Below are 24,509 nucleotides of genomic sequence, written 5' to 3'. Positions count from 1 at the left end.
ATATAATTAAACTTTAGAAAATACTATTAAGGGAGAAATGATATGGTTTTAATATTAACTTTTATATTATTTATGACAATATTTCTTTTAGTTATAGACTTTTTTTCAATACTGTTTAGAATGACTGGAATGCCTATTACAAAAGCAAAATTTCAAGTTATATCATTGCTATCAAGTACAGGGTTTACAACTAGGGAAAGTGAAATGATAGTACAACATCCAACAAGAAGAAAACTTGCAAGCTGGCTTATGGTTATAAGTTATGTTAGCACTGCAACTTTTATATCATTTTTTGTAACTATGCTTTCAGATACAGTAACAAGTATAGGATTTTTTGCAGTTATACTATTTTTTATTGCAGTAGCATTTTACATACATAAATCTTCTCTTCTTGAAAAAATTGAATCAGGAATAGAAAGTAAGGTTTTAAAATCTAAATTATGGGACAAACTAAACAATATACACTTTACTTTAATAACTAATAATAAAGGATATGGAATATATGAAATTTATTTATCTAAGGATGCACATATAATAGGAAAGAGTATAATAGAAAGTGGTCTTAAAGATATGGAAATAGAAGTCTTAAATATTGATAAAGGTGGAGAATTCATAAAGTTCCCTACTCCTGACTATGTATTTGAAGTTTTTGATACTATAACAGTTTATGGTAATCTTAAAAATATAAGAGAAGAGTTTAAATATGTATCTAAGTAATACTTATTTATGTTGAAATATAGAAGAATATAAAATATAATCGTATAATGGTTAAAGAAGTGTATTTATAATAATATTTTATTTGGTTTAGAAAGGAAGTTATGATATTGGAGAAATTATCAATAATAATACCTATGTATAATGAAGAAGAATCTCTTCCTTACTTATATGAGAGACTTGTTGGACTTGGAAAGAAAATTCCTAATTATGAATTGGAATTTTTATTTGTTAATGATGGAAGCAAAGATAGTTCTTTAGATATAGTAAAATCATATAGAAAGACAGACCCTAGAGTATGCTATGTAAATCTTTCAAGAAACTTTGGAAAAGAAGTTGCAATGGGAGCAGCCTTTGATTATGTAACTGGAGATGTTGTAGCTATAATTGATGCTGACTTACAAGATCCTCCAGAGCTGATTGTTGATATGCTTAAGTATTATGAAGAAGGATATGATGATGTCTATGCTAAAAGGAGAAGTAGAAAAGGAGAAACTTGGCTTAAAAAGTTTACTTCTAAAAAGTTCTATCAAGTTCTTCAATCTGTTTCAAAAGTACCAATCCAAGAAGATACTGGAGATTTTAGACTTTTAAGTAGAAGAGCAATAGAAGCTTTAAGAGCTTTTCCTGAAAAACAAAGATATACAAAAGGTATGTTTAGTTTAATTGGATTTAAAAAGAAAGCTATAGAGTTTGATAGAGATCCAAGAATTGCTGGAGAAACAAAGTGGAACTACTTAAAACTTATAGATTTAGCAATAGAAGGTATAACATCATTTACAACAGCTCCATTAAGACTTGCTACAATTTTTGGAGTAATAATTGCATTTTTTTCTTTTGTATATATGATATACATAATTATAAAAACATTAATTTTAGGTATTGATGTTCCAGGATATTCAAGTCTTATATGTGTAATGCTTTTAATGGGAGGAATACAGCTTATATTCTTAGGAGTTATTGGAGAATATCTTGGAAGAATATTTATTGAAGTAAAGAATAGACCATTATATTTTATTGACGATTATGAAGGTCCAAAATACGAAAAAAGAGAAGAAACAATAAATGAATTTAAATTAAAAGATAAAAAATAAAGGTTAGAGTATTAAAAAATACTCTAACCTTTATTTTTTATTACTTAACAAATTATATATTTATATTAATATGATATTTTAATACAGTAAATTAAAATTAGCTGAATAATTAATATAATAGGAATACCAACTTTAAACTTAAAATGTTTTGTTTTATGTCTAAAGAAATTCATTGCAATAAAACTTCCAATGCTTCCTCCTATTAAAGCAATAAAAATTAGTGTATTTTCTGGAATTCTCCATTTATGTTTTTTTGCTTTTTCTTTATCTATTAACATAGAAAAAAATCCTATTAAATTTATAATTATGAAATATATCTTAAATAAATAACTCAAATTTAAATCACTCCTTGAGAAGTATTTTACTATATTTAATATTTATTTAAAATAATATGAAAATAAAATATAAAAGTATATAGCAATTTTTAGAATAATAATACTCTAAATAAAGAATACTAAAAAGGAAAAATGAAAGAGGTGTGTTTTTATGAAATTGTTATATATAATTGTTAATTCAAAGCCAGAAGCAGAATCATCAAGTAGAAAGGTTTCAAGAAGATTAGTAGATAAAATATTAAATAATAATCCAGACTGTATTCTAGAAGAAATTAATTTATATGATGATCATATTCCAAGATTAGAATATAAATATTTTAAGGATAGAAATTGTATAGTAGACGAAGAAGGATATAATAAATTAGATGAAAAGGATAAAAAAGAAGTTGATAGAATTAATCAGTTATGTGATCAATTTAAGTCAGCAGATATTTACGTAATTGCAGCACCTATGTGGAGCTTATCATTTCCAGCTCCATTAAAGGAATATATAGATTGTATTATTCAAAATGGAAAAACTATGATTTTAAATGAAGATAAAATAAAAGGTACATTAGATGATAAAGAAAGAAAAATGATTTATGTTCAATCATCAGGTGGACCTATACCTTGGATTCTTAGAGGAAAAATAAATCAAGGCGTTGAGTATGTGGAAGATATAATGAAGTTTTTAGGAATAAAAAAGTTTAAGGAATTATTAATTGACGGAATAGGTTTTGATAGGGACTCAAAAATAGAAGCAGAGGAGAAAGCAATAAAGAAGATAGATAACATTATAGATGATTTAGAAGAATAATAAAATATAAATTCATTTCTAAAAAATTAAAGTAAAATTAATGTTAATAACATACAACTAATACAATCGTATCAATAATAGTTGGTATAATTAAATAAAAGGGGGAGGAAAGTTATATGAAAAGATTAACGGCAATAATATTATCCTTAGGAATTATATTTGCTTTAATTGGATGTGGAAATGAAGAAGTAAAGGAAAAAACTAATAAAAACATTCCAGAAAATACTGTTAATGCTTTTTTTGCAGATTTTAAAAAAGGAAATTTTGAAAAAGCTAAAGGTTATTTATTAGTTAACAAGGATATAAAGGCTAAAGGATATAATAACTTTACTAATGGTGAAAAAGAGGCAATAAAATATTGGATTGAAAAGACTGGTTATGAAATAAAATCTTCTGAAGAAAATGGAGATGAAGGAAAGGTTATAGTTAAAATATCTGCATTAGATGGAGAAAAGATATACAAAGGATATGTAGAAAATTTAAAAGAATTAAGAATAAAGGCATCATCTGAAAAAGATAAAGATAAGAAGGAAGAGTACTTCAATGAATATGATAAAAAGTTAATTGAGTTTATAAAAAGTAAAAACAATGAAATTGTAACAAATAAAGTTGATATTAATTTAAAGAAACAAGATGACAAATGGTTTATCATAGGAAATAAAGATTTAGTTAAGGCTCTTTATGGAGGACTTAATCCTGAAAAACTAAATTTTTAGATTAAAGGAAAAGAGGATACTAAAGAATGAAGAAAATTATATTACCACTAATTGCTATATTTATGATGGTATCTTTAGTTGGGTGTGGAAGTAAAACAAAGGCTGAAAATAGTGTTAAAGATTTTTTTAATTCATATGAAAAAATGGATTTAAATAAGGCTGATGAATATGTTGAAGATGGTGGTTTATTAAAAAAATCAATACTTAAATTTGAAAGTTATAATCAAAATAGACAGGAAGCTTTAAAATATTGGAGTGGCAAAATATCATATAAAATATTAAGTTCAAAAGAAGATGGAAAAGAAGTAGATGTAGAAACAGAAGTAACAGCTCTTAATGGAACTTATATTTATAATAATTATATGCAAGATGTTCAATCTCTTAATTTTAATGAAAATGCTTTAAATGGTAATGGATTAAATGGAGATGATATAGGAAATAACTTTGATAAAGCATTTATAAGTGCTTTGGAAAATCAATCAACTCCTATGATTACTACTAAAGTGGTAATAAAATTAAAAAATGAAGATGGTAAATGGAAGATTCAAAATGATAAAGAAGTACTACAAGCTATCTTAGGAGGATTAAATCCAGAACAAATATTAGATTAATAAAAAAAATCATTCTAATAATTAATTATTAGAATGATTTTTTTTATTGACATTATTATCGTTATATCGTAATATTACGATATAACGATAATAGATAAATTAGAAGGTGAACTTGTGAATAATAATTATAAAGAATTAGAAAATAAAGCAGAAATTTTAAAAGCTTTAGCTCATCCAGTTAGATTATGTATAGTTAGAGGATTAATGGAAAAGGAAAATTGTAACGTAAATTTTATGCAAGAATGTTTAGATATGCCTCAGTCAACAATTTCTCAACATCTTCAAAAACTTAGAAGTGTTGGAATAATAGAAGGGGAAAGACACGGATTAGAAGTTATTTATAAAATTAAAAATAAAGAAATAGCTGAAATGGTAAAAATATTGCTTGATATATAAAAATATTTTGAGGAGGAAAAGTTTATGGGTAGGAAAAAAGTTTTAATTGTTGGTGGAGTTGCAGCAGGAGCATCAACAGCTGCAAGACTTAGAAGATTAGATGAAAATGCAGAAATAATAATTTTTGAAAAGGGAGAGTATATTTCTTTTGCAAATTGTGGATTACCATACCATATAGGAAATGTTATTAAAGATAGAGAAAATTTAATACTTCAAAGTCCAGAAAAAATGAAGGCGAGATTTGAAATTGATGTAAGAATAAATAGTGAAGTTACTTCAATAGATACTTTAAATAAAAAAGTAAAAGTTAATTCTAAAAATAATGGAGTATATGAAGAAGAATATGATTATTTAGTATTATCACCTGGGGCAAAACCAATAGAACCTAATTTAGAAGGAAAAGATAGTAAAAGAATACATACATTAAGAAATATTAATGATATGGATGGAATAAAAAAAGAAGTGGATAATGAAAATATTAAAAATGTTATTGTAATTGGCGGAGGATTTATAGGAATTGAAATAGCAGAAAATTTAGTTCATAGAGGAATTAATGTAACTTTAGTGGAGGCAGCACCACATATTCTAGCTCCCTTTGATTCAGAAATATCAGAACTATTAGAAATGGAAATGAATGATAATGGTGTTTCTATTATTTTAAATGATATGGTTAAAGGATTTAAGGATAAGGAAAATAGTATAGATGTTATATTAAGTAGTGGAAAAGAAATAAATGGAGATATTGTTATATCTGCTATAGGTGTTACTCCTGATACTAAATTTTTAAGAGATAGTGGAATTGAACTTGGTGAAAGAGGTCATATTATAGTAGATAGTCATATGAGAACTAATAAAGATGGAGTATTTGCAGCAGGTGATGCAGTAGCAGTTACAGACTTAGTAAATGGAAAAACTGCATATATTCCATTAGCTGGACCTGCAAATAGGCAAGGAAGAATAATAGCTAATAACATTTTAGGTATTGATTCAGTTTATAAAGGAACTCTTGGAACTTCAATAATAAAGGTATTTGATTTAGTAGGGGCAGCAACAGGAAATAATGAAAGAACTTTAAATAGACTTGGAATTAAATACAAAAAGGTTTATCTTTATCCAATGACTCATGCAGGATATTATCCAGGAGCTAAACCATTATCAATAAAGGTATTATATGATTTAGAAGGTAAGGTTTTAGGAGCTCAAGTAGTTGGAGTTGAAGGTGTAGATAAATTTATTGATGTAATGGCAACTGTAATTAAGTTAAAGGGAACTATGGAAGATTTAAGAGATTTAGAACTTGCTTATGCACCACCATTTTTATCAGCTAAGTCACCAGAAAATATGGCAGGATTTATTGCAGAGAATGAAAGTAATGGATTAACTGATTTAATATTTGTAGAGGACTTAGAAAAATTTGATAAAGATAAACAAATATTATTGGATGTAAGAGAAGATATTGAAGTAGATAATGGAATTATAGAAGGTGCAATTCATATTCCACTTAATAATTTAAGAGATAGATTAGAAGAACTTGATAAGAATAAAGAAATATTGGTTTATTGTGCTGTTGGACTTAGAGGGTGGATTGGAGAGAGAATATTAAAACAACATGGTTTTAAAGCAAAAAATTTATCTGGTGGATATAAAGCTTATAAAACTTATGGATACAAGGCTAAGGAACTAAGTAAAGAAAATATAGATAACAAAGAAAATATAAATAGTTTAGAAGCTGCTGTAGATATGATGAAAGATAGAAAAGTTAGAGAACTTAATGCAGAGGGACTTTGCTGTCCAGGACCATTAATGCAAGTTAAAATGACTATGGATATGATGGAAGAGGGTGAAGTTCTTAATGTAACTGCATCAGATCCAGGATTCTTTAAGGATATAGAAGCATGGGCTAAAAAAACAAAAAATACTTTAGTAAGTGTTAATAAAGATAAGGGAATAATTAAGGCTTCACTTATAAAAGGAATTAATAAAAGTGAAATGGAAAATTCCTTAGAAAAGACAAATTCACAGGTTAATGAGAAAAATGGACAAACAATAGTTGTATTTAGTGGAGATTTAGATAAGGCAATAGCTTCATTTATAATAGCAAATGGAGCAGCTGCAATGGGAAAGAAAGTAACTATGTTTTTCACTTTTTGGGGATTAAATATTTTAAGAAAAGAAGAAAAAATTAATGTAAATAAAAATGTCATTGAAAAAGCTTTTGGAAAGATGATGCCAAGAGGAAGTAAAAAACTTGGTTTATCTAAAATGAATATGTTTGGAATGGGTTCAAAAATGATTAGAGAAATAATGAAGAAAAAGAATATTCAATCATTAGAAGAACTTATAGAAGCTGCAATAGATAATGGAGTTGAAATTGTTGCATGTACAATGTCTATGGATGTAATGGGAATTAAGGAAGAGGAATTAATAGATGGAGTAAAGCTTGGAGGAGTAGGTTACTACTTAGGAGAAGCTGAGGATTCTAATTCAAATCTATTTATATAAGATAATATAATATAAATAATTAATAATAAAATTTAAAAAAATAGAGAGTATATTAGTGTAATAAAACTAATATACTCTTTATTTTTTATATAATTAAATGTTAATAATAGTTTAAAATATATTTTATCTTTATAAAAATTTTGTATTAAAGTTTTTATATTAGAAAACAATATAAATAAAGGAGGTGTTTTATATTTATGGACGTAAATAAAAAGTATTCTAATAGTATAATTTTTAAGATTTTTAAATACGTAAATAATGCAGTTGTATCATTTAATGATAAAATGGGAAAAGAACCCGAGGGAGTAATTTCAAAATTTGATATTACTTATGATTTATTTGATAATAAATGTAAACTTGATATACATAAGCCTAAATATATAAAATCAAAGCTTCCTATATTAATATATTATCATGGAGGAGGTTTTGCTGTAGGTGATAAAAAAATATACAATAATTTTTGTAAAACACTTTCTAGTAAAGGATTCATAGTTTTTAATGTAAATTATGTATTAACAGAAGTTAGACCTCATCCATCATCTATAATAGATTGTATAAAAGGAGCTAATTGGGTATATAAGTATGGAGAGGTTTATGGTGGAGATACAAATAATATCTTTATTGTAGGAGATTCTTCAGGAGGTCATATAGCAGGGTTAATTGGTGCATTATGTTCCAACAATGATATGTATAATAATTATAATAAAAAATATAATATAAAAATTTATTTTAAAGATAGTGTAAGGGCATTAGGTATTTTATGTGGATTAAATGATTTTAGTTCTTGTTATAATTTAAAATTACCATTTATAAAAATGTTAGCCAAAATGCTTTATAATTGCGAGGATGTTGTTAATTCTAATAAGATTGAAGAAATTTCAGTTATTAAAAATATGACAAAAGATTTCCCTAAAACATTTATAACAACTACAGAAAATGATCCTCTTTATTGTGAAAGTTTACTTATTGAAAATGAACTTATTAAAAAAAGAATTAAATATAAAATGCTTTCCTTTGATAAAAGCCATAAAAAATTATGGCATATATATCAATTGAATCAGGCACTTCCTGAATCAAAAATATGTATAAATGAAATGATAGAATTTTTTAAAAATAATATGGTAACTAGATAAGAGGAGATTTATTTAAATCTCCTCTTTTGAAGTAATGAGTTTTATGATTATGATTGAATTTTTACTGTTGGTAAATTACGTAAGTTGTTAGATTCATTATCATCAGGTAGGCTTCTTAAATATTCTTCCCCTTTAGAGGAGACACTAACTCTAACACCTTTAATGTCACCGTTTTTAGCCATTTCAATAGCTGCAAATTTATCTACTTGGTGACCATTTTCTAATTCATAACCAACTATTCTACTTCCGTGTTTAACTACTTTGGTTATTTCATGGGCATCAGATTTAGGAGAATTTGATTCTTTATTAATATTTTGAGGTAAGTTACCAATCATATTATCATTCATACTAATGCACCTCCATTTGATACATTAATAGTTTAAGTAATTCAAAATAATTTATTCAAAATAAATTATTAAAAAATTTTATTATAATAGTATGGTTTAGAAAGTATTGATTTTAAAACATATACTATAAAAATATATCTAATACATTTCCATCACAATTAGTAGTTGGATAATTTAGCATATTAAAAATTGTAGTTCCTTCATCTACTAAATTCATTTCTCCTATATAATTATTTTTTTTAATATTTTCTCCTTTTATAATAAACATAGTTTTGTAACTAGGGTCATTAGGTAAATATCCATGAGTTGCAATATCATATTTTCCAAAGGTTTTTTCAATAATATCTCCTTCAATTGAATTTATGAAATAATAGCCATCATTTGCTTCAACCATAAAATCACATTGATTAGAAGCTCCAAGTGAAGCAGCTTTTTCTTTAGTATATATAGATTTAATGCAATTATTGTGATTATCAGAAAATTCTTTAATCAAGGAATAAATAGAATCCTTAGAAATATTATTATTTATATAAATATAAGCTGAGCCATCGCAATAATTACAATAAACATCCCAAGAAATTATTTTATTTTCCTTATTAACTTTTATATATCCTTTTTCGATAAAAAGCTTATTTAGCTTAATTACATAGCCTGCATCTTTAAAACTATGGTCTCCAAGGGCTATTAATGTACTAGAATCATATATATTATTATCTTCTAAAAATTTAATTATTTTAGAAAGCTTATCATCTTGACATTTTAAAGCCATCATAACTTCAGGAGACTTAGTACCAAACTCATGTTTATGACTATCCACATCTGTAAAATGGACTAATATAAAATCAGCTAAATCATTTTTTAAAACATACATTAAGCTTTCAAAAGTGAAATTATCTAAATTAGGTTGTTTAATTCCATTTCTAAGATTCCCAAACATTTTATTTACCTTTAATTGAAAAAACAATGTTCCGTTTAGTGCAGAAGTTATAATTTGATTTTGCCAAGGTCTGTTTGGAAATATTTCAGGTAAATTTAAGCTAAGTGTTTTAGATTTAGCTGTAACTGGCCAAAGTAATGAGCAAGTTCTAAGGCCTTTTTCTCTAGCAACATCATATATAGTTTTACCTTTTATATATTTTTGACTCCAAAACCAATCTGGACTTTTTCTATTAGGCTGAATTTTTATATTATTTATTACCCCATGATTTAACGGGTATTTTCCAGTAACAATAGAACAATGGGCAGGATAAGTTAAAGATGGATAGATTGATTTAACCGAATCGGAATAGGAACTATCATTTATAAGCTTTTTAAAACTAGGCAATTCTTTTATATATTTAAAATCATTTGTATCAACAGCATCAAATGACATTATAATAAATTTCTTTTTCAAAAAAATAAACCTCCTTTAAGGTAAAATATTATATTAATATTCTACTATTAAAGGAGGAAGATAGATATTATTAATTTAAAAACTTTTAAAATAATAATATTTTTAAAAGTTATATTAAAAAATTACTTTAAACTAACTATAATAATATTTTTTATAAATTATATTTTTAATTTTGAAACTGTTTTAAACATATTTAATTCTTTTTCAGAAGAAACTTCTTCTAACGATTCATTCCAGTTTTTATCAAATTTAATTTTAAATATTTCTACATGATTAGGTGAATTAACTGGAGCTAGTGCTACATATTCAGAACCACATATCAATAATTGTTCTAAAATAGCATAATCAATTTTATTATTATTCTCATCTAGAAATGTCATTATTTTTTCATTTGCCAAATTTATCACTCCTTATCTTATAATAATATTATTTAATTAAAATGATTTTTTATGCTAAAAATAAGATTATTTTTTTATTAAAAATAGTAAGAAATAAACAACGATAACCATTAAATGGAAAAGTAATGCACAATAGTTAAAAGCTTATAACATAGGGTGTTAAAGGGTCTTGTGTTAATAGTGTGGATAAAATAGAGCAAAATGTGGATAACTTTAGTGTAATTATCAAAATATTTAAAAAACTTTTTATGCACAATATGTGGAATCTTATTAAAAAAAATATCAATATAATGGATGTTGTAGAAATAACTATTATCTATTAAAATTTATTATATAAAAATAATCTGTAGCAATAAAAGTTTTCCACATAATCAACATTATTGTTGATAATATGTGCACAAAGTCAAATGACTGGAAATTAATTCACAAAGGGAGAATAATTATGAAATACAATAAAGAGATTTTAGAAGCTAAATTTATTAGTAGACCAAATAGATTTAATGCAGTAGTAAATTTAAATGGAAAAGAAATTGTGGTACATGTACCTAATACAGGTAGATGTAAAGAACTATTAATCGAAGGAGTTAAAGTATTATTAAGAAAAGAAGATAATCCAGCTAGAAAAACAGCCTATGATTTAGTTGCTGTCTATAAAAAAGATATGCTTATAAGTATTGATTCACAAATACCCAACAAAGTTGTTTTTGAAGCACTTAAAAATAAAAAGATAAAAAAATTATCAAAATATAATAATATTTTAAAAGAAAAAACTTTTGGCAATAGTAGATTTGATTTTAAATTAGAAAATGATAATGGAGAGGAATATTATTTAGAAGTTAAAGGGGTAACATTAGAGGATTCAGGTCATGCACAGTTTCCTGATGCACCAACTGAAAGAGGAAGAAAGCATCTTTTAGAACTTATTGATGTTAAAAAAAGTGGAATAGGAGCAGGGATTTTATTTTTATTACAAATGGATAATATGAAGGATTTTTCACCTAATGATGAGAGAGATGAAAAATTTGGAATGGCACTTAGAGAAGCTAGAGATAATGGGGTAGATATATTTGTTTATGAATGTATTGTTTTAAAAGATGGAATAACATTAAATAAAGAGGTAGAAGTTAATTTTTAAAAATACACTTCTAAAAAACTTAAGTGTATTTTATAATATAAACAATTGATGTTGTTTATAAGAGGGAGAAATGTATGAAATATAAATTTTGTCCAAAGTGTGGAAGAAAACTAGAAATGTTTAATTGCTGGGATGAAGGAGAGGTACCGTATTGTCCTAAAGATGATATATTATATTTTGATACACCAAGACCTTGTATTGTAGTTGGTGTTATTAAGGGTGATGAGATTCTTTTGTTAAAGCAAAGTTACATATACAAAAATTCTAAAGTATTAATATCTGGCTATGTAGATCAAGATGAATGTGCAGAGGAAACTGTTTATAGAGAAGTTCTTGAGGAAACAGGAATAAAGGTTAAAAATATAAAATATTTAGGTTCTGATTTTGTAAAAGGAAAGGAACTACTAATGATAACCTTTATGGCAGATTATAGTGAAGGTGAAATAAATAAATCTGATGAAGTTGAAGGTATTGGATGGGTTAAAATAAATAAAGCTTTATCAGAAATGAAAGAGGATAAAATAGGTAGTAAGGTTGTTGAAAAAATTATTAAATTAAGAGAATAATTAAGAGATGATTGTGCAAATTAAATATAAAGTACAATCATCTCTTTTTATATAAAAAATTAATTCAAAAGTGTAATTAAAGTTTTTATATAAGAATTTATGAATTTTCAATCCTTTCAAGTTCAATATAAAGTATATTATCGTCATATTTTACTTTAGCAGTATCAACCATCATTCCAACTAAAGAAAGTTCACAATCGAATTCACTTTCTCCACCAAGTTGCCAATAGTATTGTTCTACTTCATGTTGGCGAGGTATATTTAATGTTTCAATTAGATTATCATAATCCCTTTTAGGAAAGTTATAAATAAGTGCATTAATTTTTATTGTAGACTTATTATTAATAGTTTTTATATTTACACTTATATCATCAGAATGAAAATGATAGCAAAATGCCATTAATTCATTTATTATTCTAAGATTTTTTTCAGTTTTAAATTTCATCAGTACGAACCTCTTTCTTAAATGTAGTTATAGTTGGTATTAAAATCATAGCTACAAATCCACCTGCTAAACCATTATTATAAAGATTTAATCCTCCATGTAAATAACCTACATTTGTAACTAATGTAACATGAAGCATTCCAGCAATTATTCCAATTTTCCAACCAAACTTTCCAGAAATGGGAGCTAAGCAAGTACTAAAAAGTATTGCAAGTAAAACTCCAGGGTCTGAAAGTTTATATACGCTAAAAATGGCAGCAATAGTTGCTCCTAACATAATAGGAATTATATTTTTTAAATGTTTTCCAAAACATCCAAATCCTATTATAGTAAATATTCCTCCAATAGTTGGTCCATTTATATTTCCACCTATGAGCAATAGATATAATGTTGAAAATATTCCTAGTATCCCCATATTTATATAAGCAGTGTTTCCAAATAGTAAATAAAAATCAGATACAAGTTTTCCAGATTGCTTTTTTATTTTATTTAAATTATTTTTTGTATCTTTTCCAAAGTAAATACCAACGCAAATCAAATATACACATATTATTAAAATAAATATTAGAAAAAATTTATTATGATCAGTATTCCATATTAGTTGAGTTTTAAAATCTACGCCTAAAGCTCTAAATATAGACATTAAAATAGTTGCAAGTAGTCCACATGCAAAGCCTATGTTATATAAATTATAGCCAGCATGGGATGATATACAATGAGTTGCTATTGGAGTTAATATAAATCCTATAATAATTCCAATCAGCGACCCTAAAAATAGTCCTAGAAATAAATTGTCTGAAACAAAACTAAGTTGACTTACAGTTGGTGCAAGAGTAGTAGATAATAGCATAACTAATGAGTAGTTTAATAGCGGTTGCTTTTGATATCTTGAGAATAAATAAACACCAAACATAACAGGCCATATGTTAAATATATTTTTTCCAAAAAAAGAAAAGCCAGTCATAAGCCATAAAGCCATAATAGTGGATCCATTTGGTTTTATACCTACAATAACTAGTATAAATATACTTATAATACTTGTTAATGCAGCGTTTATTAAAGTAGCACCAATACCTCCAATTTCAATATAATCAGTAATTAATATATCAGGAGTTAAAATTATATTCTTCAAACCAATAAATATTTCATGGGGTGAATTAACAATAAAGGCTGTAACTATAAAAAATAAATAAATAACCAATAAAATTTTATATGGTAAGAAGAGCTTTTTCTTTTCAATCACAGTCTTTTCACCTCTTTATTAAAATTCATAGTTTTTTAATATTATATTATATAAATTACATTTTTAGCTATAAAATAATTAAAGATATTTATAAATATTTTGTTTTCACAAAGTAAAGTTGGAGCTATAATATAGTGTAAAAGCAAATAAACTTATGGAGGGATAATTATGAAAAAGGATAACGAAAAATATGTACCAGAAATTTTAGGTACTTTAAGAAATCATATAATTGAAGCACCAGCTGTAATAAGAAAATGTAGTGGAATAAAAATCTTTGGAAAAAGAATTAAATCTATAATGTTTTCTACAGATGTTGCAATGATAAAAAATACAAATGCAGATGCTATAATGGCGGTATATCCTTTTACCCCCCAGCCGAAAATAACTGAAGCCATAGTAACAGCTGCAGATGTTCCAGTATTTTGTGGAGTAGGTGGAGGAATAACTCAAGGAAGAAGAGTAGTTAACCTTGCACTAGATGCAGAATTTAAAGGAGCTATTGGAATTGTTGTAAATGCACCAACAGCTAATAGTATAATTAGAAGAATAAGAAAAACTATAGATATACCAGTTGTAGTTACAATTGTTTCAGAAGATGCAAATATAGAAGAAAGATTAAATGCAGGTGCAACAATAATAAATGTATCAGGTGGAAAAAATACAGTTAATATAATAAGAAAAATAAGAAAGGACTATCCATTAATTCCTATAATAGCAACAGGTGGAAGAAGTGAAGAAAGTATACTTGAAACTATAGAGGCGGGAGCTAATGCAATAAGTTATACACCACCATCATCTGCTGAGATATTAGGAGATATAATGAATTCTTATAGAGAAAGAAAAATATAATATAAAATATATATTAAATTCATATTAATTTTTTATATATTTTACAAATATTAAATATTAAAAGTATTGTTTTTTTTATAAAATATGTTATCATAAATAATAAAATTTAATATAATAATAAAAAGGAAACGAACCTAGGGTAGAGGCGCCGAAATTAAGAGTAATCTTTTGGAGTTTTGCAAACTAAGATAAAAGATGAAAGGAAAATTGGCCGAAGTTGAATTATAAGCAAATATAATTCAGCTGGGGATGTGTATAATATATGCATCACTGTCACATAACGTGGAGAGCTACAAGGAGAAAAAGTTACATATGATTATTAACCTTTGCAAATTTTTGTAATGGTAATGTTGTTGTAAGTAATTTACCTTAAATCACACGCTATTACCCGTCACAGATTATTCTGTGGCGTTTTGTTTTACTTAAATAGAGTGGAGGAATCATAATGAAACTATTTGGTAATATGAAAATCGAAGAAAACACATTGGTAATTGGTGGAGTAAAAACAACAAAACTAGCAGAGGAGTTTGGAACTCCTTTATATGTTATGGATGAGGAATTATTAAGAAATAACTGTAGAAAATATTTTAGTTTATTTAAATGTTATGAAAATGGAAATAAGGTTGCATATGCAGGAAAATCTTTTTTGACTCTTTCCATGTGTAAATTAGTAGAAGAAGAAGGTCTTTATTTAGATGTTGTATCAGGTGGAGAACTTTATACTGCTTATAAAGCTAATTTTCCTCTTGAAAGAGTATTATTTCATGGAAATAATAAAACTTTAGAAGAAATTAATATGGGAGTAAAATTAGGTGTTGGAACTTTTGTAGTTGATAATTTATTTGAAATAGAACAATTAAATCAAATATCAAAAAAAGAAGGAAGAATTCAAAATATATATTTAAGAATTACACCAGGAATAGAAGCACATACTCATGAGTATATAAAAACTGGACAGATTGACTCTAAGTTTGGATTTGCACCAGTTGGTGATAATATAATAAATGCTATTAAAAGAGCAATAAAATTAGAAAACGTAAATTTATGTGGACTTCATTGTCATATAGGATCACAAATATTTGAGATAACTCCTTATGAAGATGCAGCTGAGATAATGCTTAAATTAATTAAAAGAATAAAAGATGAAACTGGATATTTAATTAAAGAATTAGATTTAGGTGGTGGATTTGGAATTTATTATAGCAATGAAGATAAACCAAAAGAAACAGAAGAATATTGTAATGCTATATTAAATAAAGTTGATGAAGTATGCAAAAAAATCAACTTAGAAAAACCTATTCTTGTAATAGAACCAGGAAGATCAATTTCAGGTAATGCAGGGATAACATTATATACAATTGGTTCAATAAAAGATATTCCATCAATAAGAAAATATGTATCAGTAGATGGTGGTATGACAGATAATATAAGACCTGCTTTGTATAATGCTAGATATGAATGCATAGTAGCAAATAGAGTAATATATGATTCAAAGGAAAAGGTAACAATATCAGGAAAATGTTGTGAATCAGGAGATATATTATTAAAGGCAATAAAAATACCATCAGTTTTAAGTGGAGATTTGCTTGCAGTTATGTCTACTGGAGCTTATGGATATTCAATGTCTAATAATTATAATAAAATACCAAAGGCTGCTGTTGTTATGGTTAGCAACGGTGAAAGTAGAATTATATGTAAAAGGGAAAGCTATGATGATATAATAAAGAATGAAGTAATTTAAATTCAAAATAAATAAGGGGTTATAAAGGGAAAATTATGAGAAATAATTTAATAAAAGATTGGGTAATTTCTATTTTTATAGCTATTATACTTGCTATATTAATAAACAAGTTTCTAATATTTAATGTTGAGGTGCCAACAGGTTCTATGAAGCCAACTATAAATGAGGGAGATATGTTTTTAGCCACTAGAATATACAATTTAGATAATCTAAAAAGGGGAGACATTTTGGTTTTTTATAATAAAGAAGAAAATGAAAATATGATAAAGAGACTTATAGGTCTTCCAAAAGATGAAATAAGTATACAAGGCAAAAAGTTATATGTAAACGGCAAACTTATAAATGAAGAGTATTTGAAGTATAATGATGATTATTTTGGAGAATTTAAAGTACCAGAAAATAAATATTTTTTCCTAGGAGATAATAGAGAAACTTCTTTAGATGCTAGGTATTGGAAAAATCCTTATATAGATGCAAAGGATATAAAGGGAAAAGCTCAGTTAAGAGTATATCCATTTAATAATTTTGGAAGTATAAAATAAAAAAAGGCAATTATATTTTTATATAATTGCCTTTTTTTATATAACTAAATTAATGAAGCTAAAATAGAAAATAGTATTATTAAAATTGTAATAGCAATACTTTCAGATTTATCCATAAATTTTAAAAATCCCATTTTTAATATTCCAAAAGCAACTGGAATTAAAACAATAAGTGGATAAAAATTTTTTGAAAGAGGATAAATTAAATTAATTAAGTAAGATATTATACAAATTGCTGATGAAAAATAAAGAGATTTAGCAAGAATTTTACTTATACTTTTTATATCTACACTTTGTTTTTCCTCTTTACTAGCAGTATTATAACCTGAAATTAACCAATAACATTTAAATTTATGAATAGCTAATCCTAGTATTGTAAATATTAATGCAAAAGCAATTAATTCATTACCCATAAAAAAACTCCTTAAATAGTATTTACAATATTATACAACTAATAAATGATAAATACAACTTTAAAATAAGGTATTTTATATTATATAATATACATATTAAAATTATATATGTTATAATATAATAATGAAGTTTAAAATAAGGAGGAGAAAATTAAAAATATATTGTATCTATTACAAAACCTTAATTAAGTTTTAATAAAATTAAATAGGTCCAGAGAATTTTTACAATAAAATATGATATAATTAATGATAATATCAAGTTTTAGAAAGGTTAAAAATGGAGATAATATTTATGAAAGAAATATATATAGTGGATAGAAAAGAAGATAAATATTACATTTTGGAATCTCCTGATGGTGAGATGATAAATGTTAATAAAGATGAAATCCAAATGTCACTAAAAGAGGGAGACGTATTGTATAAAAAAAATAATAAATATTATTATGATGAAGATGAAACCCAAAGACGAAAAAAGGATATTAGAGAATTAATGAACGAAATGTGGGTGGAATAATGACTGAGAATAATGAAGAGCTAAATGAAAAAAAATCAGATAAAAATGATATAAAAATAACTGATTATACCATGAAAAGATCTGATAGGGGCAAAAGAAAAGCAAAAGTTAAAAAACAAAATTTTTTTTATGATTGGATTATACCAGTATTTATAGCAGTAGTAATTGCTATACTAATAAATAAATTTTTAATTTATAAAGTATATATTCCAAGTTCCTCAATGGTTCCAACATTGAATGTTGGAGATAGGCTTTTAGTAACTAGAGTTTATAATCCAGATAAACTTAAAAGAGGAGATATTGTTGTATTTGATTCTGATGAACTTAATGAAACTGTTATAAAGAGACTTATAGGACTTCCAGGAGATACAATAAAAATTGATGGAACTTCTGTATATGTTAATGGTAAAAAGTTAGATGAACCTTATGTAAAATATCCAATGGATTCTTATGGAATATATAAGGTACCAAAAGGTAAATATTTCTTTTTAGGTGATAATAGAGCTAACTCAAATGATTCTCGTTTCTGGAAAAATCCTTATATTAGTGGTGACAAGATAAGAGGAGAAGCACAAGTTAGGATTTATCCTTTTAATAGTATGGGATTTTTAAATTAAGGACTTATACAAAAGAAAGAGGTGGATAAAATATGGAACAACAAAATAAAAAAAGAAATAAGGCAGGTATTATTTATTTTATAATTGCCTTAGCTATAATAATGTCATTTAACTATATTAGAGAAACTTCTATGAATAAAGAAATTAGTTATACTCAATTTCAACAAATGGTAAAAGATAAGCAAATATCAAAGGTTATAATAACTAATGACAATTTAATAATAACACCAAATGACAAAAACAAATTTAAAGATAAAACTTTATATACTGCAAATATACCAAATAACAATTTACTTAAAGAATTAAATGCAGCTGGAATTGATGTTACAGGTCAAAACCCTAAACAATCACCAATTCTAGATTTACTATTAGTTTATGGATTACCAATCATTGCAATGTTCTTTATTTGGAAATTATTATTCTCAAAAATGGCAGGCAAAATGGGCGGTGGAATGATGTCCATGGGTAAAAATAATGCTAAAGTTTATATGGAAGATGAGATTGGAGTAACATTTAAAGATGTTGCAGGTCAAGAAGAAGCTAAAGAATCTCTTGAAGAAGTTATTGACTTTTTAAATGATCCAAGTAAATATACAGAAATAGGAGCTAAGTTACCAAAAGGAGCACTTTTAGTTGGACCTCCAGGAACAGGTAAAACATTAATTGCAAAAGCTGTAGCTGGTGAGGCAAAGGTTCCATTTTTCTCAATTTCAGGATCAAGTTTCGTTGAAATGTTTGTTGGTGCTGGTGCAAAGAGAGTTAGAGAATTATTTAAAGATGCTCAAGAGAAAGCACCTTGTATAATATTTATAGATGAAATAGATGCTGTTGGTAAGAGTAGGGATAATCAACTTCAAAGTAATGATGAAAGAGAACAAACTCTTAACCAATTACTTTCTGAAATGGATGGTTTTGATTCATCAAAAGGTATAGTAATACTTGGAGCTACAAATAGACCAGAAATTCTTGATAAAGCCTTATTAAGACCAGGTAGATTTGATAGAAGAGTAATAGTTGATAGACCAGATTTTCCAGGAAGAGAAGCTATATTAAAAGTTCATGCAAAAGACATTAAACTTGGCTCAGATGTAGATTTTGAAGAGATAGCAAAGAGTACTCCAGGAGCTGTAGGAGCTGATCTTGCAAACATAATAAATGAAGCAGCACTTAGAGCAGTTAGAGAAGGAAGAAAAGAAGTTATTCAAGATGACTTAAGAGAAGCTGTTGAAGATATAATAGCAGGTAAGGAAAAGAAAGATAGAATACTTTCACCTAAAGAAAAGAAAGCTGTTGCATTCCATGAAGTTGGTCATGCTTTAGTTGCAGCACTTTTAGATGGAGCAGACCCAGTTCATAAAATTACAATAGTACCAAGAACTATGGGTGCATTAGGATATACTATGCAGTTACCAGAAGAGGAAAAGTATTTAATTTCTAAAGAAGAATTAATAAATCAAATTACAGTAATGCTTGGAGGAAGATCAGCTGAAGAGGAAGTATTTAATTTAGTTTCAACTGGTGCTTCAAATGATATAGAAAGAGCAACACAGTCTGCAAGAAGTATGGTTACTATGTATGGTATGACAGATGAGTTTGATATGATGGCACTTGAATCAGTACAAAATAGATATTTAGATGGAAGATCTGTTAGAAATTGCAGTGAAGAAACTTCAACTTTAATAGATAAAGAAGTTTTAAAGATTATAAGAGAATGCCATTTAAAAGCAAGAAGACTTCTAAATGAAAATAGAGATCTTTTAGATGAGATTGCAGGTGTACTTCTTGAAAAGGAAACTATTTTTGGAGACGAATTTATGGATATAGTATATAAAAAGTATCCAGAAATGAAAAAGAAAAAAGAAGAAGAAGATAAAATAAAAGAAGAAGCTAGAAGAGAAGCAAAGATGCTTGCTGAAAGTAGGAAAGAAAATAAAGCAAATATAAGAACAATGAATACTTTAAATGAAGTTTCTAATAATGGTGAAGATGAAACAGCTATTACTAAAACTGTTGATTCTAAAATTGAAAATGAAAAAGAGAAAAATGAGAGTGAAAATGAGAGTTCTTCAAGTATGGAGAGTGAAGATAACCAATAAATTTAAATCAAGAGGAGATGTAGATACTTGAATAATAACCTAGATTTCCTAATGGAAGAACAACATTTAGATCAAACTTTAAATATAATAAATGAAGAAATATTAAGTTATATAGATAAAAGAAAATATATAACAGACTATATAGTAGAATATAGAAAAAAAGTTATAGAAGAATATAGAGATGATGAAGATAAAGTATTAGATTATTTTGATCATGAAGCTTATGTAAAAGAAGAAGCTTTTAAAAGTATTGATAAAAAGCTTAAAGAATATACAATTTTAAAAGAGTCACCTTACTTTGGAAAGATAGACTTTCTTGAAGAAGATAGTAATCCAGAAGAACTTTATATAGGAAGATTTGGATTAACAAAAGAAGGAGCATATGAACCAGTTATTGTAGACTGGCGTGCTCCTATTGCTTCTTTATTTTATAAAGGAAGTCTTGGTAGGTCATCTTATGAATCACCAGTTGGAGAAATTAAAGCAGACATTTTAGCTAGAAGACAGTTAATAGTAAAAAAAGGAGAGCTAAAGGGTATTTTTGATTCAGCAGTTGATGTAAAAGATGATATACTTCAAATGGTTTTAACAAGCAATTCTTCTGAAAAGCTTAAAGATATCGTAATGACAATTCAAGAAGAACAGGATGAAATTATAAGAGCTCCAAAAGATAAGGTTGTTGTTGTAAATGGAGTAGCAGGTTCTGGTAAAACAACCATAGCTCTTCATAGAGTATCTTATTTATTATATAATTTTAGAAAACAATTTGGAGATAAAGTTCTTATACTTGGACCAAATGATATTTTTATGGACTATATTGCAGGAGTATTACCTTCATTAGGAGAAGATGGAATAGATAATATGACCTTTGAAGCCTTTGCGAAAAGAGAAATAGGATTAAAAGAAGATACTATAGAGTTTTCTTATTACATTGAAGAAGCAATGAAGGGAAATGAAAAAGCACTTAAAGAGTATAAAGAAAAAAGCTCTCGTGAATTTGTTAATAAATTAGATGACTTAATTAAGAATATGGATGCTAATTATTTCAGTCCAGAAGCAGTTATATTCTTTGGAGAAGAAATAGTGTCCAAAAAAGAAATAGATAGCTTATTTAATGAGTACTATTCTTATATGCCTTTATTTAGAAGAAGTGAAAAAATTAAAAGAATACTTACTTCAAAAATAAAAGATAAAAGAGATGAACTTGTTTGGAAACTAAACAAAGAAATAGAAAAAAAATTAAGTGAATTAAATGAAGATGAAATTATTTTCGAAAAGAATAATTTAGATTTTCAAAGAAGAATTAAAATAAGAGAAATAATAAGAGAAGTAATGAATTCAAGGGATAGAATTGATGAATGGATTTCTCATGAAAGTATTTTAAGTATTTATAAAAAGGCTACTAATACAAATGTATTAGGTTATATGGACCTTGCTGGTATTCTTTATTTAATGATTAAGCTAAATGGTAAACAAACTAAAAAAGAATATAAACATATTGTAATAGATGAAGCTCAAGATTATAATTATTTACAATTTATTGTATTAAAAGAATTAACAGGTTGTAGTAGCTTAACAATAGTAGGAGATAGTAATCAAAGACTTATAGATACAAAAGAAAAGCCTGCAATGCTTAATTTAGATGAAATTTTCGGTGACAAGGCAATGGAATTTTCATTAAATAAAAGTTATAGATCAACTCAAGAAATAATGGAGTATGCAAGTCAGTTTTTAAATGAAGAGAGAATTATCCCATTAGTAAGAAATGGAGAAGAAGTTCTTTTAGAAGAAACTGAAAATATTCAAGAAACTATAGATACTATAACTTCAATAATAGAGGATTATGAAGAAGAAGGACTTGAAAGTATAGCTGTTATTACTAAGAAGAAGGAAGACCTTAAAGAGATTTCTCATAACTTAAAAGAGAAGGTCAAAATACTTACTTTTGATAGAAATGATATACTTTATAAAGGTGGTAAAGTTTTAATTCCAGCATATTTTGCAAAGGGGTTAGAATTTGATGGGGTAATAATATTAGAGGATGAGGAAGAAATTCCTAATCTTGTTAAATACATTATGGCAACTAGAGCACTTCATAGGTTATCAGTAATAAAACAAAAATAAAAGTTAAAATAAAAAGGACTAACTTAAGAATTATTTTAAGTTGGTCCTTTTTTTATTATTTTTTAAACTGTTCAAAATCTAAAATTATATCATTATAAATTTTATTTACAGCATCAAAATCCATATTATCTACATAAATTTTTTCTAATTTGTCATGAAGAAGTTTAGCTTGAGTTATTAATGAAAGTCCTTTATTTAATAAAATATCAAATTCACATTTATCAAAATCTAATTCATCTTTATATCTATTTAATTTGTTTTTATAACAGAGAGAGGACATATCAAATAAAGTTCCATTAAAGTTAAGTTTTGAAATTTCATTTTCTGTAAATATTCCTAAGTCAGCTTCTGGGATTATTATATGTTCAATTTCATTTGGAAGTAATGGATGATGATAATATTCAACATATAAGCCAGAATTTGTGGCAGATTTTCCAATAGATTTTAATATTTCACTTTTATATAGACCAGGTTCTCCTTTAAGAACAAATAAGTTTTTAGTAAGATTAGATAAATCTTTACCAAAGGAGACTATACCATTTGGAGTAAAAGCAGTTGCAAAAAGATGTCTTTCATCACCAATATTAGATTTTGTTTCTTTCTGTAGAACCATTCCTTTAAAAGTACTTTCAAATTTAGATAATAAGTTTTTATTTATGCAACTTTTATTAATATTTGCCCAATCTAAATATATTTTACTTGCAGAATTAAAAAATATATAGGCTCTTTTAAAACAATTACTTATTTCATTACTTAGTTCAATTATTTTATTTTTATGAGGCACTAAATTTTTATGATTAAGGGCATTTGCTAGGTCTATTATTTTATCAACTGCCCCAGGAGTTATAGGGTCTGTCATGTGAGGAGATGTACCATCTAATATTGCAACCTTTAAATCTTTAATTAAAATTCCATCAAGAGATTGGTCGTCAGAAGAACAGTGGTATTCTTCTACTGTATAAGAATTAGTTGAGAAATAAAAAGATAATTTTTTCATTAAGGATGATTTACCAGTTCCAGGACCTCCCTTTAAACAAATTATTCTATTTGCATCTTCTTGTGAAATAATATATTTAAAAAGAGAGTAGAAACCTTCAGAGGTATTATTACCAAGAAACATATGTCTAATTTTTATCTTATTCATAATGCACCTTCTTTTACCTAATTTAATAATAGAAATAATACATTATATATAAGATTATATATTTTTGTTACTATATATTAGTAGTATGATTATATGCATAAAATTTGCATAAATATTTATAAGTTTTTTAAAACAGTATGAAATATTAAAAGCAATAAATATTAATATATAAATAAATATACATTAATATATAATTTACTTATTTAGCTAAGATAAATATATAAGCAGATGAAGATAAGAAAAGTTGTTCAAATAATATTAAATAAAGTATATTTATTTAAGATAAATAAGAGATAAAAATAAATATGCATTTTTTGTAAAAAAAATCCTTTGTAGTTATTTAAAAGAAGATATATAATAATTTAAAACAAAATAAAAGTTAACTTAATGTATTAAAGAAATCTAATATTTAAGTTAGCCATTATTTATTAATTTCATTTAACTTAAGGAGGAATAAAAAATGGCAGTTAATTTAAAAGGAAGAAGTTTTTTAACATTAAAGGATTTTACACCAGAAGAAATTAGATATCTTTTAGACCTTTCTCGTGACTTAAAGGCAAAAAAGAGAGCAGGAATATTAGGAGATTCTTTAAAAGGAAAAAATGTTGTATTATTATTTGAAAAAACATCAACAAGAACAAGATG

At 26.0% G+C, this 24,509-nt stretch carries 25 protein-coding genes, 1 pseudogene and 1 riboswitch; of the genes and pseudogenes, 18 read left to right on the top strand and 8 right to left on the bottom strand.

Annotation, left to right across the window (positions count from 1 at the left end):
* Positions 1 to 42: 42 nt before the first annotated feature.
* A complete protein-coding gene (locus J2Z53_RS09470; protein WP_209797252.1) occupies positions 43 to 717 on the top strand; it encodes a cation:proton antiporter regulatory subunit in 675 nt (224 codons plus the stop codon).
* Positions 718 to 824: 107 nt separating this feature from the next.
* Complete coding sequence (locus tag J2Z53_RS09465) at positions 825 to 1,808, top strand: glycosyltransferase family 2 protein (protein WP_407927659.1); 984 nt, start codon at positions 825 to 827, stop codon at positions 1,806 to 1,808.
* 65 nt (positions 1,809 to 1,873) lie between these two features.
* Here J2Z53_RS09465 and J2Z53_RS09460 read toward each other — a convergent pair whose 3' ends face one another.
* Complete coding sequence (locus tag J2Z53_RS09460) at positions 1,874 to 2,143, bottom strand: DUF1294 domain-containing protein (RefSeq protein ID WP_209797250.1); 270 nt, start codon at positions 2,141 to 2,143, stop codon at positions 1,874 to 1,876.
* 151 nt (positions 2,144 to 2,294) lie between these two features.
* Between J2Z53_RS09460 and J2Z53_RS09455 the strand changes: the two genes are divergently transcribed.
* The 6 genes from J2Z53_RS09455 to J2Z53_RS09430 all read left to right on the top strand — a co-directional run bounded on the left by J2Z53_RS09455 (position 2,295) and on the right by J2Z53_RS09430 (position 8,297).
* Positions 2,295 to 2,939: an FMN-dependent NADH-azoreductase gene (locus J2Z53_RS09455; RefSeq protein WP_209797249.1), complete on the top strand. Its 645-nt coding sequence runs from the start codon at positions 2,295 to 2,297 to the stop codon at positions 2,937 to 2,939.
* 116 nt (positions 2,940 to 3,055) lie between these two features.
* Positions 3,056 to 3,655, top strand: a complete 600-nt coding sequence (locus tag J2Z53_RS09450) for a DUF4878 domain-containing protein (RefSeq protein WP_209797248.1) — start codon at positions 3,056 to 3,058, stop codon at positions 3,653 to 3,655.
* Between the two features lie 26 nt (positions 3,656 to 3,681).
* The gene (locus tag J2Z53_RS09445; protein WP_209797247.1) at positions 3,682 to 4,266 is read left to right on the top strand and encodes a DUF4878 domain-containing protein; all 585 of its coding nucleotides are present in this window, start codon (positions 3,682 to 3,684) and stop codon (positions 4,264 to 4,266) included.
* A 114-nt stretch (positions 4,267 to 4,380) separates the two neighbouring features.
* Positions 4,381 to 4,662, top strand: a complete 282-nt coding sequence (locus tag J2Z53_RS09440; RefSeq protein WP_209797246.1) for an ArsR/SmtB family transcription factor — start codon at positions 4,381 to 4,383, stop codon at positions 4,660 to 4,662.
* A gap of 24 nt (positions 4,663 to 4,686) precedes the next feature.
* On the top strand, positions 4,687 to 7,164 hold the full coding sequence (locus J2Z53_RS09435) for a DsrE/DsrF/DrsH-like family protein (protein WP_209797245.1): 2,478 nt from the start codon (positions 4,687 to 4,689) through the stop codon (positions 7,162 to 7,164).
* A 197-nt stretch (positions 7,165 to 7,361) separates the two neighbouring features.
* Positions 7,362 to 8,297 (top strand): alpha/beta hydrolase, encoded by a 936-nt coding sequence (locus J2Z53_RS09430; RefSeq protein WP_209797244.1) that lies wholly within the window; start codon positions 7,362 to 7,364, stop codon positions 8,295 to 8,297.
* 47 nt (positions 8,298 to 8,344) lie between these two features.
* Here J2Z53_RS09430 and J2Z53_RS09425 read toward each other — a convergent pair whose 3' ends face one another.
* From J2Z53_RS09425 to J2Z53_RS09415, 3 genes are all read right to left on the bottom strand, one after another.
* A complete protein-coding gene (locus J2Z53_RS09425) occupies positions 8,345 to 8,644 on the bottom strand; it encodes a DUF3892 domain-containing protein (protein WP_209797243.1) in 300 nt (99 codons plus the stop codon).
* A 124-nt stretch (positions 8,645 to 8,768) separates the two neighbouring features.
* Entirely contained in the window at positions 8,769 to 10,037 is a 1,269-nt protein-coding gene (locus J2Z53_RS09420; RefSeq protein WP_234925828.1) for an alkaline phosphatase family protein, read from the bottom strand.
* Positions 10,038 to 10,195: 158 nt separating this feature from the next.
* The gene (locus J2Z53_RS09415) at positions 10,196 to 10,435 is read right to left on the bottom strand and encodes a DUF1292 domain-containing protein (RefSeq protein ID WP_209797242.1); all 240 of its coding nucleotides are present in this window, start codon (positions 10,433 to 10,435) and stop codon (positions 10,196 to 10,198) included.
* Positions 10,436 to 10,877: 442 nt separating this feature from the next.
* On the opposite strand from J2Z53_RS09415, the gene sfsA reads away from it, so the two are divergent.
* Together sfsA and J2Z53_RS09405 are read left to right on the top strand one after the other, a co-directional pair.
* Positions 10,878 to 11,570, top strand: coding sequence for a DNA/RNA nuclease SfsA (gene sfsA / locus J2Z53_RS09410; protein WP_209797241.1), 693 nt, complete (start codon positions 10,878 to 10,880; stop codon positions 11,568 to 11,570).
* Between the two features lie 74 nt (positions 11,571 to 11,644).
* Positions 11,645 to 12,136 (top strand): NAD(+) diphosphatase, encoded by a 492-nt coding sequence (locus J2Z53_RS09405; protein WP_209797240.1) that lies wholly within the window; start codon positions 11,645 to 11,647, stop codon positions 12,134 to 12,136.
* Positions 12,137 to 12,233: 97 nt separating this feature from the next.
* Here the strand turns inward: J2Z53_RS09405 and J2Z53_RS09400 are convergent, their stop codons facing one another.
* A complete protein-coding gene (locus J2Z53_RS09400; protein ID WP_209797239.1) occupies positions 12,234 to 12,581 on the bottom strand; it encodes a hypothetical protein in 348 nt (115 codons plus the stop codon).
* A complete protein-coding gene (locus J2Z53_RS09395; protein WP_209797238.1) occupies positions 12,571 to 13,824 on the bottom strand; it encodes a DUF1576 domain-containing protein in 1,254 nt (417 codons plus the stop codon). The genes J2Z53_RS09400 and J2Z53_RS09395 overlap by 11 nt, the downstream gene beginning before the upstream one ends.
* Before the next feature lie 168 nt (positions 13,825 to 13,992).
* Here J2Z53_RS09395 and J2Z53_RS09390 point away from each other — a divergent pair, with 168 nt between their 5' ends.
* The 3 genes from J2Z53_RS09390 to lepB (J2Z53_RS09380) all read left to right on the top strand — a co-directional run bounded on the left by J2Z53_RS09390 (position 13,993) and on the right by lepB (J2Z53_RS09380) (position 16,956).
* Positions 13,993 to 14,673, top strand: a complete 681-nt coding sequence (locus J2Z53_RS09390) for a beta/alpha barrel domain-containing protein (RefSeq protein WP_209797237.1) — start codon at positions 13,993 to 13,995, stop codon at positions 14,671 to 14,673.
* A 132-nt stretch (positions 14,674 to 14,805) separates the two neighbouring features.
* A riboswitch (Lysine riboswitch) is annotated at positions 14,806 to 14,974 on the top strand.
* Positions 14,975 to 15,118: 144 nt separating this feature from the next.
* A complete protein-coding gene (lysA, locus tag J2Z53_RS09385; protein ID WP_209797236.1) occupies positions 15,119 to 16,414 on the top strand; it encodes a diaminopimelate decarboxylase in 1,296 nt (431 codons plus the stop codon).
* Between the two features lie 35 nt (positions 16,415 to 16,449).
* Positions 16,450 to 16,956, top strand: a complete 507-nt coding sequence (gene lepB, locus J2Z53_RS09380) for a signal peptidase I (RefSeq protein WP_209797235.1) — start codon at positions 16,450 to 16,452, stop codon at positions 16,954 to 16,956.
* A 44-nt stretch (positions 16,957 to 17,000) separates the two neighbouring features.
* Here lepB (J2Z53_RS09380) and J2Z53_RS09375 read toward each other — a convergent pair whose 3' ends face one another.
* The gene (locus tag J2Z53_RS09375; protein WP_209797234.1) at positions 17,001 to 17,369 is read right to left on the bottom strand and encodes a DUF3784 domain-containing protein; all 369 of its coding nucleotides are present in this window, start codon (positions 17,367 to 17,369) and stop codon (positions 17,001 to 17,003) included.
* Between the two features lie 292 nt (positions 17,370 to 17,661).
* Between J2Z53_RS09375 and J2Z53_RS09370 the strand changes: the two genes are divergently transcribed.
* From J2Z53_RS09370 to J2Z53_RS09355, 4 genes are read left to right on the top strand one after another with little or no spacing between them, the layout of a single operon-like run.
* Positions 17,662 to 17,883 (top strand): DUF3006 domain-containing protein, encoded by a 222-nt coding sequence (locus tag J2Z53_RS09370; protein ID WP_209797233.1) that lies wholly within the window; start codon positions 17,662 to 17,664, stop codon positions 17,881 to 17,883.
* The gene (gene lepB, locus J2Z53_RS09365) at positions 17,883 to 18,500 is read left to right on the top strand and encodes a signal peptidase I (protein ID WP_407927658.1); all 618 of its coding nucleotides are present in this window, start codon (positions 17,883 to 17,885) and stop codon (positions 18,498 to 18,500) included. The genes J2Z53_RS09370 and lepB (J2Z53_RS09365) overlap by 1 nt, the downstream gene beginning before the upstream one ends.
* Positions 18,501 to 18,532: 32 nt before the next feature.
* On the top strand, positions 18,533 to 20,596 hold the full coding sequence (gene ftsH / locus J2Z53_RS09360; protein WP_209797232.1) for an ATP-dependent zinc metalloprotease FtsH: 2,064 nt from the start codon (positions 18,533 to 18,535) through the stop codon (positions 20,594 to 20,596).
* 27 nt (positions 20,597 to 20,623) lie between these two features.
* Positions 20,624 to 22,720, top strand: a complete 2,097-nt coding sequence (locus J2Z53_RS09355) for a HelD family protein (protein WP_209797231.1) — start codon at positions 20,624 to 20,626, stop codon at positions 22,718 to 22,720.
* Between the two features lie 55 nt (positions 22,721 to 22,775).
* Here J2Z53_RS09355 and J2Z53_RS09350 read toward each other — a convergent pair whose 3' ends face one another.
* A complete protein-coding gene (locus J2Z53_RS09350) occupies positions 22,776 to 23,864 on the bottom strand; it encodes an ATPase (protein WP_234925826.1) in 1,089 nt (362 codons plus the stop codon).
* A gap of 460 nt (positions 23,865 to 24,324) precedes the next feature.
* On the opposite strand from J2Z53_RS09350, the pseudogene J2Z53_RS09345 reads away from it, so the two are divergent.
* A pseudogene (locus J2Z53_RS09345) lies at positions 24,325 to 24,509 on the top strand (ornithine carbamoyltransferase); the annotation flags it as partial.

It is taken from the genome of Clostridium moniliforme (genome assembly GCF_017873235.1).
GTDB classification, from domain to species: domain Bacteria; phylum Bacillota; class Clostridia; order Clostridiales; family Clostridiaceae; genus Clostridium; species Clostridium moniliforme.
Note: the sequence above shows the minus strand (reverse complement) of the source record. Positions and strands in the feature narration are given on the sequence as shown.